Source organism: Streptomyces sp. NPDC008139 (genome assembly GCF_042957025.1).
Lineage (GTDB): Bacteria > Actinomycetota > Actinomycetes > Streptomycetales > Streptomycetaceae > Actinacidiphila.
The window spans coordinates 113,389-126,062 of the sequence record NZ_JBIBHM010000019.1 but is presented as its reverse complement, the minus strand read 5'-3'; the positions used below and the strand labels follow the sequence as shown (position 1 = coordinate 126,062).

The window sequence follows — 12,674 nt, the reverse complement described above, 5'->3', positions numbered from 1 at the left end:
GTTACATTCCGAACCCGGAAGCTAAGCCTTTCAGCGCCGATGGTACTGCAGGGGGGACCCTGTGGGAGAGTAGGACACCGCCGAACAATCTTTATGGACCCTCGGTCCTGGCCTAAGCGCTGGGACCGAGGGTCTTTTTTCGTTGTTCTTCGGTGCGCGTCCTCTCCGTCATGGCGAGAGACTCGCACTACAGCAGTACGATCCGACAGGAGTCACGTCGATGCCCAACTCGCCTGAAGACCGGCCCGAGCGTCCCGAACGCCGGGACTCGCGCCCGAACGGCGGCGGCGACCGCGGGGGTTACCGCAGCAGCGGTCCGCGGCGGGACGGTGACCGTCCCACCGGCGGCTTCCGTCGCGACGATCGACGTGACGACCGTCCGCGGGGCCCGCGTCGCGAAGACGACCGTGGCGGCTACCGCCCGCGCGACGACCGCCGCGACAGTGGTGGCCGTCCTCCGGCCGGCGGCGGCTACCGTCCCCGTGACGACCGCCCCCGTGACGACCGCCCCCGTGACGACCGCCCCCGTGACGACCGTCCGCGTGACGACCGTCCGCGTGACGACCGTCCGCGCCAGGACCGCCCCCGCGACGACCATCCCGGCGGTGGCGGCGGTAGCTTCCGCCCGCGCGAGGACCGGCCTCGTTTTGACCGTCCGCGTGAGGACCGTCCCGGCGGTGGCGGTGGCGGTTTCCGTCGCGACGACCGTCCGCGTGACGACCGGCGTGACGACCGCCCCCGTGGCCCGCGCCGTGAGGACGACCGCGGCGGCTTCCGCCCGCGCGAGGACCGTCCCAGGGACGACCGCCCCCGTCAGGACCGGCCCGGTGGCGGCGGCGGTGGCTTCCGCCCGCGCGAGGACCGGCCTCGTTTTGACCGTCCGCGTGAGGACCGGCCCGGCGGTGGCGGCGGTGGCTTCCGCCCGCGTGACGACCGGCCTCGTTTTGACCGTCCGCGTGAGGACCGTCCCGGCGGTGGTGGTGGCGGTTTCCGTCGCGACGACCGTCCGCGTGACGACCGGCGTGACGACCGTCCCCGTGGCCCGCGCCGTGAGGACGACCGCGGCGGCTACCGCCCCCGCGACGACCGTCCCAGGGACGACCGCCCCCGTCAGGACCGTCCCAGGGACGACCGTCCCCGGTACGACCGCCCGCGCGACGATCGTCCTCGCGACGACAGGCCGCGTGACGACCGCCCCCGCTTCGACAGGCCGCGTGACGACCGTCGCGACGACCGGTCCGGCGGCGGCTTCCGTCCCCGTGAGGACCGGCCGCGCTACGACCGTCCGCGCGACGACCGCCCCGGTGGCGGCGGTGGCGGGTTCCGCAGGGACGACAGGCCCCGCGACGACCGTCCCCGTTTCGACGGCCCGCGTGACGACCGCCCGCGCGGTCCGCGCCGCGACGACGACCGTCCCCGTTTCGACCGGCCCCGTGACGACCGTCGCGATGACCGCGGTGACGACCGTCCGCGTGGCCCGCGCCGGGACGACGACCGGGACCGTGGCGGCCAGGGGCGTCGCCCCGTGGTCGAGGGCCGCGGCCGGTTCGAGAACCGGGGCAGGGACGACCGCCGTGAGGAGCGGGAGCCCGTCCGCAGGCTGCCGATCCCTGACGAGGTCACCGGCCACGAGATCGACCCGAGCGTGCGCCAGGAGCTGATGAGCCTACCGAAGACGCTCGCGGAGGATGTGGCGCGCAACCTCGTCATGGTGGCCCGGCTGCTGGACGAGGAGCCCGAGCAGGCGTACGCGTACTCGCGCGTCGCGCTGCGGCTGGCGTCCCGCGTCGCGGCCGTCAGGGAAGCGGCGGGCTTCGCGTCGTACGCCAGTGAGCGGTACGCCGAGGCGCTGGCCGAATTCCGGGCGACCCGGCGGATGACCGGCACCGTCGACCTGTGGCCGGTGATGGCGGACTGCGAGCGTGGTCTCGGCCGTCCGGAGCGCGCGCTGGAGATGGCGGGCGCCCCCGAGGTGCACAAGCTGGACAAGGCCGGCCAGGTCGAGATGCGCCTGGTCGCGGCCGGGGCCCGGCAGGACATGGGTCAGGACGAGGCCGCGGTGGTCACCCTCCAGAGCTCCGAGCTGGCCTCCAACGCCGTGCACCCGTGGACCGCCCGCCTGCGGTACGCCTACGCGGACGCGCTGCTGCGCGTCGGCCGTGAGCGCGAGGGCCGCGACTGGTTCGCGAAGGCGCTCGAAGCCGACCACAACGGCACCACCGACGCCTCCGACCGTCTCGCCCAGCTCGACGGCGTGGAATTCGTCGACGCCATCGATGAGGACGACGCGGCCGAGTCCGAGTCCGAGCCCCAGCGGCCGGACACGACGGACGAGGCGGCGGACGACGAGGACGACGCCGAGGACACGGACGACGACGTTAACGACGACGTTTCGGACGACGACGTCTCCGACGAGGACGACGGCGAGACCTCCGAGACCTCCGAGACCTCCGAGGAGCCCGCCGGCGGTACCGACGAGTCCGCGCAGGACGAGGACGACTCGGACGACGAGGCCCACGACGACGAGGGCGCCCACGACGACGAGGGCTCCGACGACGCCGAGAAGGCCGAGCAGAAGGCCGAGGCGACCGACGGAGCCGCCCCGTCCTCCTTCCTCGACTCGCCGTTCCGCGAGCCCGCCGCCCACGGCGAGCCGAAGAGCGACGACGAGGACTGACACCCGCACGCGTCCCACGTGAAAGGGCGGCACCCGCACACCGCGGGTGCCGCCCTTTCGTATGACCGGCTCCGACCCAGCCGCGTCCCGAGCCGACTCGGCCCCGACTCAGCCGAGTTCGACGCTGCGCATCACCAGTCCGCTCGCCGGTTTCGGGCCGAAGGACGTGGACTTGCGAGGCATGGTCACGCCCTGGCGGGCGAGGTCGCGGACGATGTCCTCGTGCACCGGGTGCATGAGGACGGCCGTGCCGTGCAGCCGTTCCGCCAGGCCGACGGCGGCGGCCGTGTCGTGGATGTAGCGGATGTCCTCGGGGGAGTCGGGGACCTTCCAGACGTCGTCGAGCAGCAGGCTGTGCAGGACGGCGGCGTCCAGGCGGCGCCATTGCGCGGGGTGGTCGGCCGGAACGCCGCGCTCGATGGCCGCCGGGTCGGGCCGGTCCAGCAGGTGGAAGCCGCCGTCGCCCGCGAGCAGGAAGGCGTTGCCGTCGCCCGCGGCCTGCGCCAGCGCGTCGAGCGCGCCGTCCAGCGAAGGACCGGGCAGCGGCCGTACGCGGAAGGTGGTGCGGGCGGCCTCCAGCGCGTCGGCCAGCGGCAGCCGCGGCAGGACGCGGTGGATGGCGCGTACCCGCAGCGGGTAGCGGGCGGTGTCGACCAGCAGGACGAGGCCGTAGTCCCAGGGGGTGCCGGGGCGGTGGGCCGACTGGAGCAGCCGGTAGGTCGCCCAGCGGTGGTGGCCGTCGGCGATCAGGGCCTGGTGGGACGCGAGATCGCCCTCGACGGCCGCGTGGTCGGCGGGGTCGGTGAGCGCCCACAGCCGGTGCCGTACCCCGTCCTCGGTGACCGTGGCCAGCAGCGGCTCGGCGTCGACGGCGGTGCGGTCGATGACGGCGGCCGTCGCGTCGCCCTGCCGGTAGGACAGCAGCAGTGGTTCCAGATTGGCGCCGGTCGCGCGCATCAGGGCCGCGCGGTCGGCGACCGGGCCGGGCATGACGTCCTCGTGCGGCAGGACGACGCCGTCCTCCGGCGGTGTGAGCCGCAGTGCGCCGATCACCCCGCGCTGGAGGTGGTCGCCGTCGCGCTGTTCGTAGACGTAGAGGGCGGGCAGCGGGTCGGCGGCGAGGACGCCCTCGTCGAGCCAGGCGGTGAGGGTCCTGGCGGCCTTGCCGTGCCGGGCGGCCGGTGTCTCGGCCTCGGGGAGGATGAGCCGGACGACGTTGTACGGGTCGGCCGTCTCCAAGTGCCGCTGGCCGTCGGGCCGTACGACGACGTCGTACGGCGGTGAGGTCACCGCGGCCAGGCTGCCGACGCGCTGTCGTACGTAGCGGAGCCCGCGGAAGGGCTTCAGACGCAGGCCGTGCTCGCCGTTGAGTCCGGAGTTGGTCATCAGCGCATGCTATGTCCGGGGCGGGCATGAGGGATGATCGGGGTCATCGACGACATCCGAGGAGCGAGCCCGTCATGACCCACCGGACCAGTCCGAACGGCACCGAAGGACCGCTGGACACGGCGTACGACACGGCGCTCCTCGACCTCGACGGGGTCGTGTACGCGGGCGGTGACGCCATCGCGCACGCGGTCGAGTCGCTGGCCGCGGCGAGCGGGCACGGGATGCGCCTGGCGTACGTGACGAACAACGCCTCGCGTACGCCGCAGGCCGTCGCGGAGCACCTCACCGACCTCGGGGTGCCCGCGGAGGCCGACGAGGTGATCACCTCGGCGCAGGCGGTGGCGCGGCTGATCGCCGATCAGGTGCCCGAGGGGGCGAAGGTGCTCGCGGTGGGCGGCGAGGGGCTGTTCGCGGCGCTGCGCGAGCGCGGTCTGCGGCCGGTGGAGTCGGCGGACGACGAGCCCGTCGCGGCCGTACAGGGGTACGGGCCCGACCTGCGGTGGTCGCAGCTCGGGGAGATGGCGTACGCGGTGAACCGGGGCGTGCCGTGGTTCGCGTCCAACACGGATCTGACGATTCCGAGCGCCCGCGGAATCGCGCCGGGGAACGGCGCGGCGGTGGAGGTCGTACGCATCGCGACCGGCGGTGAGCCGCAGGTCGCGGGGAAGCCGCTGCCGCCGATGCACCGCGAGACGGTGATCAGGACGGGGGCGAAGCGGCCCCTGGTGGTGGGGGACCGGCTCGACACGGACATCGAGGGCGCGCACGCCGGCGAGGTGGACTCGCTGCTCGTGCTGACCGGGGTGACGGACGCGGCCCACCTGCTCGCCGCCGAGCCGCGCCACCGTCCCACGTATGTCGCCGCCGACCTGCGCGGGCTGCTGGTCGCGCAGCCGGAGGTCACGGCGGCCGACGGCGGCTTCCGCTGCGGGGGTTGGACCGCCTCCGCCGCCTCGGACACGCTCGTGCTCGACGGTGACGGCGACGCGCTCGACGGGCTGCGCGCGCTGTGCGCCGCGGCCTGGACGTCGGCGGGCGACGGCACATGCGGCCTGGACGCGGACAAGGCACTGGCGCGGCTGGGCCTTTGAGCCCGGCTGGGCCTTTGAGCCGGGCCGGGGCTTTGCGCCGGGCTGTGCCTTTGAGCCGGCCGGGGCTCTGCGGCGGGCTCCACGATGCGGGCCCGGCCCGGCACTTGAGCCCGGCTGACCCGCGCGGGCGCGTCTGGCCGCGCCGCACCCGCCCGCCTGACGCGGTGCGCGCCCCGTGGCGCGCGGCCGGGTCAGGTGTCCGCGTCCGCCGTGGCATCGCTCTTCGCGGCCGCTTCGGCCTCGGCCTCGGCTTGCGCGACGGCCGCCGCCAGCAGGTCGTCCTCGGTGACGCCGCGCCGCCAGTAGCCGGTGAATTTGATCGCCTTGCGGTCGATGCCGCGGTCGTTGACCAAGTGGCGGCGGAGCGCGCGTGCCGAGGCGGCCTCGCCCGCGATCCAGGCGTAGGGGGTGCCGGACGGCAGGTCCCCGGCGTCGCGGACGGCGGCCAGCAGCGCGGCGGTGCGGTCGGCGCCGGGGTGTTCCCGCACCAGCCAGGTGATGTCGGCGTCGGCGTCGGTGGTCAGCGGGATGCGGTCGTCGGGGTGGGCGACCTCGATCCAGACCTTGACGGGCATGCCCGCGGGCAGCCACTCCAGGATGCTCGCGACGGCGGGCAGCGCGGTCTCGTCGGCGGTCAGCAGCACCCAGTCGGTACCGGCGGGCGGCTGGAAGTCGACGCCGCCGTTGTCCTCGCCGGCCGGGGCGAGGATGCTCACCGGGTCGCCGGGCTTGGCCTGTTGGGCCCAGCGGGAGGCGGGGCCGAGGTCGCCGTGCAGGGCGAAGTCGATGTCGAATTCCAGCGGGTCGCGGCGGACCGCGCGGATCGTGTACGTCCGCATGATGCCGCGGACGTCGGGGTCGAGGGCGCGCCAGTTGGCGTACCAGTCGGCGCCGAGCGGTTCCGGCAGCACCGGGCGGGTCTGGCCCCGCTGCGGCAGGAAGAGCTTGAAGCGCTGGTCCCGGCCGCCGCTCACGACGCCGGCCAGGTCGTCGCCGCCGAGCACGATCCGTACCAGGGTGGGCGACAGCCGCTCGGTGCGCAGGACGCGGGGGTGGAAGAAGAGGTAGGGCGCGGTGGACACGGCGTCAGCTCACCTTCTTCGCACCCGTGATGGCCTTGGTCAGCGCCTCGATCTGGGCGGCGCACTTGTCGTACGAGAAGATCGGCTCGCTCGGCCAGCCGATGACCTGCCCGGCCTTGACGGCGGCCAGTTGTGCCCAGGTGGGCTTGGCGGCCAGGTCCTTGGGCTGGAGGGTCGCGGTGCGGTTGTCGAGCATGATGATGTCGGGCTTGTACTTGTCGGCGTTCTCCCAGCTCAGCGTCTCGAAGAAGCCGCCTTCGACCTTGTCGGGGACGATGAAGTCGACGCCGAGGCTCTTGTAGTAGCTGAGGTCGGACGCGGAGGGCGGGGTCGAGACGTAGAAGGAGTCGGCGCTGCCGGAGGCGGCCATCACCTTGATGCCGCCGGACGCCTTGGCGGCGGCGCGCAGATCGGCGGACGCCTTCTCGAAGCGGGCCTTGGCGGCGGCGTTGGTGGTCGAGTTCATGTCCGCGCCCAGGGACGCGGCGAGTTCGGCGTACCGCTGGAGCGGGGTGGTGATCGGGACGCCCCTGAGGCTGATGCCGACGCTGGGCGCGATGCCGAGGATCTTCTTGGCGCTCTCGTCCGGCACGTACCAGAGGGTCGGCGCCTCGTACATGTGGCTGATCAGCAGTTGGGGGGAGAGGGCCGCGTACTTCTCGATGTTGAACTCGCCCCAGGTGTTGCCGACCACGGTGAGTTTGCTGACGTCGAGATCGCCCGCCTGGGCGTCGGCGCCGCCGCCCTTGACCGTGGTCGGGCCGAAGACGCCGACGCACTCGACGCCGTAGTCGTGCAGCGCGGCGGCGGCGCCGACGTAGGCGACCAGCTTGGTGGGGGCCTTGTCGAGCTTCACCGTGGTCTTGCGGTCGTCGGTGAAGGACCAGGGGCCCGCGGGGGTCTTGGCGCCGGAGTCCGCCTTGCCGCCGGAGCCGGCGCCCGGGTCCTTGGAGTCCTTGTCGGAGGAGCTGCCGCAAGCCGCGAGCAGGGCGCCGATACCGACGGAGCCGCCCGCGGCGAGCACGCCTCGCCGCGACATTCCGGACATGGGTGAGAAACGAGGGGGATTCATCAAGACAGCCGCTCTGCTCGGAGTTGAGGTGGCCAGGTTAGGCTAACCTAATCACCGTGTTGGTCGATCGTCACTCCCCACCCGCTCCGGTCACCGGGCAGCAGGTCACCGGCCCACCGGCCGTCGAACGCCGCGGCAGCGTCGCGCAGGCGAACGCGAAACGCGCCGCCGGGCTGCTCGCCGCCGTCGGCCTGCTGGTCGTCGTGGCCCTCGCGAGCATCGCCATCGGCGCCAAGGACATACCCGTCGACCAGGTCTGGCACGGGCTGTTCCACTACGCGGCCACCGACAACGACGTGGTGATCCGCAAACTGCGGCTGCCGCGTACGGTCCTCGGACTCCTCGTCGGCGCCGCGCTCGGCGTCGCGGGCGCGGCCATGCAGGCCCTCACCCGCAACCCGCTCGCCGACCCCGGACTGCTCGGCGTCAACGCGGGCGCCGCGGCGGCCGTCGTCTCCGCGATCAGCTTCTTCGGCGTGACCAGCATGAGCGGTTACGTGTGGTTCGCCCTCGGCGGCGCGGCCGTGGTCTCGGCGCTGGTCTACGTCATTGGCGGCAGCCGGTCCGCGACCCCGGTCCGCCTCGCCCTCGCGGGCACCGCCGTCACCGCCGTGCTCCAGGGCTGGACCACCGCCGTCGAACTCAGCGACAACGCGGCCCTGGACCGGATGCGCTTCTGGCAGGTCGGCTCGCTCGCCGCCGCCGACATGGCGACCGTCCGCTACGTGACCCCGTTCATCCTGGCCGGCGCCGTACTCGCGCTCATCAGCGGCCGGCCGCTCAACGCCGTCGCGCTCGGCGACGACACCGCCCGCGGCCTCGGCGCCAAACTGACCCGCACCCGCGTGCTGGTGATGATCTCCATCACGCTGCTGTGCGGCGCGGCCACCGCCGCCTGCGGGCCCGTCGTCTTCATCGGCCTGATGGTGCCGCACGTCGTACGCGGCATCACCGGACCCGACATGCGCTGGATCCTGCCCTACGCGGCCGTGCTGTCACCGGTGCTGCTGCTCGGCGCTGACGTGGTCGGACGGCTCATCACCCGCCCGGCCGAACTCCAGGTCGGCATCGTCACCGCGGTCCTCGGCGGACCGGTCTTCATCGCCCTCGTACGCCGCCGAAGGATGGCCGAACTGTGAGAGAACCCGTACTGCGCACCCGCGGCGGACTGTCCGTCCGGGTCGACCGGCGCGCGGCCGTCGTCTCCTGCGTCCTGCTGCTCGCGGCCCTCGCCGTCTCCGTCGTCCTGATCGGCACGGGCGACTACGCCATCGCCCCGCTCGACGTCGTCCGCACCCTGACCGGACACGGCACCGCGGCCCAGGAGTTCATCGTCCGTGACCTGCGGCTGCCGCGGGTCATCGTGGCGCTGCTCGTCGGCGCCGCGCTCGGCATGGCGGGCGCCGCCTTCCAGACCGTCTCCCGCAACCCGCTCGGCAGCCCCGACGTCATCGGCTTCGGCCAGGGCTCCGCCGCGGGCGCGCTGATCGTCATCGTGCTGCTCAAGGGCAGCGCCTACGAGGTCGCCATCGGCGCCGTCGCGGGCGGACTGCTCACCGGCATCGCCGTCTACGTACTGGCCTGGAAGCGCGGGGTGCACGGCTACCGGCTGGTGCTGATCGGCATCGGCGCCTCGGCCGTGCTGTCGGCCGTCAACAGCTATCTGCTGGTCAAGGCCGACTTCGTGGACGCCGCCCGCGCGATCGTCTGGATCACCGGCTCCCTCGACGGCCGCGACTGGAACCAGGTCTGGCCGCTGCTCGTCGCCTGCGGCGTCCTCATGCCGCTGCTGCTGTCCCAGGGACGCGCGCTGCGGATCAGCGAGATGGGCGACGACGCGGCGGCGGCGCTGGGCGTCCGCGTGGAGCGCACCCGGCTGATCGTCGTACTCGGCGCGGTCCTGCTCACCGCGTCCGCCACCGCGGCGGCGGGCCCCATCGCCTTCATCGCGCTGACCGCGCCCCAACTGGCCCGGCGCCTCACCCGTTCGCCGGGTGTCTCGCTGCTGTCGTCCGCGCTGTTGGGCGCCGCGCTGCTCGTCGCCGCCGACCTGGCCGCCCAGCGCGCCTTCGGCTCGGGCCAGGTGCCGGTCGGTGTCGCCACCGGCGTGCTCGGCGGCGGCTATCTGCTGTGGCTGCTGATCGCGGAGCGGAGGGCGGGACGGATATGAGGACGCGTACGGAACGCGAGGAGCGCACGGAGAACGCGCGGAGCGCGGCGGACCCGGAACGTACGCAGGGCGCGGCGGACCCGGAACGTACGGCGTTCACAGCGCGGCTGAGGCAGCCCCGCGGCGGCCGACGGAAGCAGCCGCGGCCACCGGCAGACACCACCCGCCAGATCCCTTCGGCAGAACACGGAGCGTCCCGCATGACCCGCCTCGCCGCCGAGTCCGTCACTCTCGCGTACGACCAGCGGGTCATCGCGAAGGAGCTGTCGGTCGCCATACCCGACCAGTCCTTCACCGTCATCGTCGGACCGAACGCCTGCGGCAAGTCGACATTGCTGCGCGCGCTGTCGCGGCTGCTGAAGCCGGCCGCGGGCCAGGTCCTGCTGGACGGCCAGGCCATCGGCACGCTGCCCGCGAAGGTGGTCGCCAGGACGCTGGGGCTGCTCCCGCAGAGCTCGGTGGCGCCAGACGGGATCACCGTGTCGGGGCTGGTGTCGCGCGGCCGGTACCCGCACCAGGGGCTGCTGCGGCAGTGGTCGCCCGAGGACGAGCGAATCGTCGACGAATCGATGGCGGCGACCGGCGTCACCGCCCTGGCCGATCGCTATGTCGACGAACTGTCCGGCGGACAGCGGCAACGCGTCTGGATCGCCATGGCCCTCGCCCAGCAGACCCCGCTGCTGCTGCTCGACGAGCCGACCACCTTCCTCGACATCCAGCACCAGCTCGACGTGCTCGACCTCTGCGCGGAGCTCCACGAACAGCGCGGCCGTACGCTCGTCGCCGTCCTGCACGACCTCAACCAGGCCGCGCGCTACGCCACTCACCTGATCGCCATGCGCGACGGCCGGATCGAGGCGCAGGGGCCGCCCGCCGAGATCATCACCGCGGAGCTGGTGGAGCGGGTCTTCGGGGTGCGCTGCCGGATCATCGAGGACCCGGAGAGCGGTACGCCGCTGGTGGTGCCCGCCGCGCGGCGGGCCGGTGCGGTGGCGGCCGGCGCGACCCTCACCGACGCCGAGCCGGGCCAGGGCTCGGAACCGGCTCCCGGCGTCAAGTCCGGTACGGGCTCCGACCCCGTCGATTCCGTGCCCGGTTCCGTGCCGGGGGCCGGGCCTGATGCCGTGCCAGGCTCGGGGCCAGGTTCGGGACCAGGCTCGGTGTCAGATTCCGGTTCACGTTCCGCGCGTGACTCCGCGTCCGCGTCCGCGTCCGGTTCCGGTGACTCCGCGCCCGGCCTGCTTACAGCAGAGACCGCAGACGCAGGACGTCCCGCAGGCCGGCCTGGAGCTTGACCCGGCCGCTGCCCCACGCCTTGGCGAAGTTCAACTCGCCGCCGACCAGGGCGACCAGGTCGTCGCCCGACATGGTCAGCCTGATCTGCGCCTTGTCGGCGGGCGTGCCCGGCACGGTCGTCACGTCCTCGATCCGGCCGCCGGACAGCCGCCCCACGAAGGTCATGTCCAGATCGGTGATCCGGCAGCTCAGGGAGCGGTCCATGGCGGCGGCTGAGCGCACGCGGCCCTCGGCGTCGGCGAGGTTCGCCGCCAGTCGGTCGAGCGCGCTGCGGCACTCCTCGATCGTCGCCATCGGTGCGGTGTCCTTCTGGATCGTGCCGGATCGTGCGCGGTCCGCGCGCACGTCCGGACGACGCTACCGCAGCACCGCGGGGCACCGTGCTCGGGCCGCGGTCGCGATACGCGGTAGCGTCGTGACCGGATACGTCAACGGCGAGGCGAGGAGTGTGAGCGATGCGGGACGCGCTGCGTACCTGTCTACAGATCGCGGGCGGCCTGACCGAGGCCACCCGGCGGCGCACGATCGACGCGGCGAGGGAGCTGCTCGACCAGACGGGAATAGACGTCGACGCCGTCCAGCGCAGGATCGGCTCCGCCATTCCGGCCGAAGTCCAGACCCTCGCCGACGAGCTGATGGCCTCGGGCCGGGCCAACCGTGACCTGCTGCTCGGACTCATCCGGGACGAAGTCGACAAGACGATGAGCCGGGTCGGTCGCCTCGCCGACGAAGTGACGAAGGTCGGCGTCGTCCTCGAAACGCTCGAACGGCGCATCGGGAACCTGGAGTCCACCGACGAGGACGCGGCCGGCAGCGGTGCCGGGCAGGCCCGGCCCTCGGAGGCGGCTCCCCGGCGCGGCGCCGCCCCGCCGGTTCAGCACGTCAAGGTCGAGCCGGACGCGGCGCCCGCCGCCGCGCCCGCGAAGAAGGCCGCCCCGGCCGCGGCGTCCGCTCCCAAGGGCACCGCGTCGACCGCGGTCCGCAAGGCGGCGGCGAAGAAGGCGCCTTCGGCGCGGAAGACGGCGGCCAAGAAGTCGGCGACGACTCCTTCTCCGGCCGCTCCGGCTTCCCCGGCTTCCCCGGCTTCCCCGGCTTCCCCGGCTTCCCCGGCCTCTCCGGCGGCGAAGAAGGCCGCCCCGACCAGGAAGACCGCCACCGCGGGTACGGGCCCGGCCGCCACGAAGACCGCGTCCGCCAAGAAGGCCGCGGCCAAGAAGACCGCGCCCGCGAAGAAGTCCGCCACCCGCAAGACCACTCCGGCCAGGCCCACCCCGGCCCAGGCGGCCCCTCCGGCGCCCGCGGCCCCCGCGACGCCGGAACAGCCGGAAGGCACCGCCCCGGCGAAGAAGGTGACGGCGAAGAAGGCGACACCCGAGAAGACGGCAGCCAAGAAGACGGCAGCCAAGAAGGTCCCCGCGGCGAAGAAGGCGTCCGCCGTCAAGAAGACCGCCTCGGCGAAGAAGTCGGCGACGGCCAAGACAGCCACGACGAAGAAGGCCGCGGCCAAGAAGGCGCCCGCCGCGAAGAAGGCCACGCCCGCGAAGAAGTCCGCACCGGGGCCGGAGGCGGGTAACGGCGGTGAGTGACCTCGATTTCGGGCCGTCCGGTGCCGCACCGGCACCGGACGGCGACGAGGCGCCGGACGCCGCACCGGCGCAGGACGCCGACGCGGTCGGACCGGCGGACGGGGCCGTGCACGCCCTGCCGGAGGCGGCCGGTCCCGTACCGCTCGGCGTGGTGCTGAGGGAGACGGGGAATGCCGACGTGGACGCGGCGGTTGCCCGGCTGTCGGACGCCGACGAACTGCCGACCGCGGGACACGTAGAGGTGTACGAGGATGCGCACCGCGGATTGCGGGACGCACTTGCCGCGCTGGACCGGAACAGGAGCTGAACCG

The 12,674-nt window shown here is 73.5% G+C and carries 10 protein-coding genes, 1 rRNA gene and 2 pseudogenes; 8 read left to right on the top strand and 5 right to left on the bottom strand.

Features of this window, described 5'->3' with window-relative positions:
* Positions 1-86 (top strand): 5S ribosomal RNA (gene rrf / locus ACFZBB_RS31970); the annotation flags it as partial.
* A gap of 101 nt (positions 87-187) precedes the next feature.
* Here the strand turns inward: rrf and ACFZBB_RS31965 are convergent.
* Complete coding sequence (locus ACFZBB_RS31965; RefSeq protein ID WP_391129838.1) at positions 188-1,630, bottom strand: hypothetical protein; 1,443 nt, start codon at positions 1,628-1,630, stop codon at positions 188-190.
* Between ACFZBB_RS31965 and ACFZBB_RS31960 the strand changes: the two are divergent.
* A pseudogene (locus tag ACFZBB_RS31960) lies at positions 1,601-2,279 on the top strand (hypothetical protein); the annotation flags it as partial. The gene ACFZBB_RS31965 and the pseudogene ACFZBB_RS31960 sit on opposite strands and share 30 nt — an antisense overlap.
* Positions 2,280-2,785: 506 nt before the next feature.
* On the opposite strand, the gene ACFZBB_RS31955 reads toward ACFZBB_RS31960, so the two are convergent.
* Entirely contained in the window at positions 2,786-4,063 is a 1,278-nt protein-coding gene (locus ACFZBB_RS31955) for a DUF1015 family protein (RefSeq protein WP_391129835.1), read from the bottom strand.
* Positions 4,064-4,137: 74 nt separating this feature from the next.
* Here ACFZBB_RS31955 and ACFZBB_RS31950 point away from each other — a divergent pair, with 74 nt between their 5' ends.
* Complete coding sequence (locus ACFZBB_RS31950) at positions 4,138-5,157, top strand: HAD-IIA family hydrolase (protein WP_391129832.1); 1,020 nt, start codon at positions 4,138-4,140, stop codon at positions 5,155-5,157.
* Between the two features lie 191 nt (positions 5,158-5,348).
* Here ACFZBB_RS31950 and ACFZBB_RS31945 read toward each other — a convergent pair whose 3' ends face one another.
* Together ACFZBB_RS31945 and ACFZBB_RS31940 are read right to left on the bottom strand one after the other, a co-directional pair.
* Positions 5,349-6,239, bottom strand: a complete 891-nt coding sequence (locus ACFZBB_RS31945; RefSeq protein WP_391129829.1) for a siderophore-interacting protein — start codon at positions 6,237-6,239, stop codon at positions 5,349-5,351.
* Positions 6,240-6,243: 4 nt separating this feature from the next.
* Positions 6,244-7,287 (bottom strand): ABC transporter substrate-binding protein, encoded by a 1,044-nt coding sequence (locus ACFZBB_RS31940; RefSeq protein WP_391129826.1) that lies wholly within the window; start codon positions 7,285-7,287, stop codon positions 6,244-6,246.
* A 197-nt stretch (positions 7,288-7,484) separates the two neighbouring features.
* Here ACFZBB_RS31940 and ACFZBB_RS31935 point away from each other — a divergent pair, with 197 nt between their 5' ends.
* The 3 genes and pseudogenes from ACFZBB_RS31935 to ACFZBB_RS31925 form a co-directional block, all read left to right on the top strand.
* On the top strand, positions 7,485-8,450 hold the full coding sequence (locus ACFZBB_RS31935) for an iron chelate uptake ABC transporter family permease subunit (RefSeq protein ID WP_391129857.1): 966 nt from the start codon (positions 7,485-7,487) through the stop codon (positions 8,448-8,450).
* Positions 8,447-9,481, top strand: a complete 1,035-nt coding sequence (locus ACFZBB_RS31930; RefSeq protein WP_391129822.1) for an iron chelate uptake ABC transporter family permease subunit — start codon at positions 8,447-8,449, stop codon at positions 9,479-9,481. Before ACFZBB_RS31935 ends, ACFZBB_RS31930 begins: the two co-directional genes overlap by 4 nt.
* A 200-nt stretch (positions 9,482-9,681) precedes the next feature.
* Positions 9,682-10,485, top strand: a pseudogene (locus ACFZBB_RS31925) (ABC transporter ATP-binding protein); the annotation flags it as partial.
* A gap of 238 nt (positions 10,486-10,723) precedes the next feature.
* Here the strand turns inward: ACFZBB_RS31925 and ACFZBB_RS31920 are convergent.
* Positions 10,724-11,071, bottom strand: coding sequence for an SCP2 sterol-binding domain-containing protein (locus ACFZBB_RS31920; RefSeq protein ID WP_391129819.1), 348 nt, complete (start codon positions 11,069-11,071; stop codon positions 10,724-10,726).
* Between the two features lie 161 nt (positions 11,072-11,232).
* On the opposite strand from ACFZBB_RS31920, the gene ACFZBB_RS31915 reads away from it, so the two are divergent.
* Both ACFZBB_RS31915 and ACFZBB_RS31910 read left to right on the top strand, forming a co-directional pair.
* Positions 11,233-12,363, top strand: coding sequence for a histone (locus tag ACFZBB_RS31915; RefSeq protein ID WP_391129816.1), 1,131 nt, complete (start codon positions 11,233-11,235; stop codon positions 12,361-12,363).
* Complete coding sequence (locus ACFZBB_RS31910) at positions 12,356-12,670, top strand: hypothetical protein (protein WP_391129813.1); 315 nt, start codon at positions 12,356-12,358, stop codon at positions 12,668-12,670. Before ACFZBB_RS31915 ends, ACFZBB_RS31910 begins: the two co-directional genes overlap by 8 nt.
* Positions 12,671-12,674 lie beyond the last annotated feature (4 nt).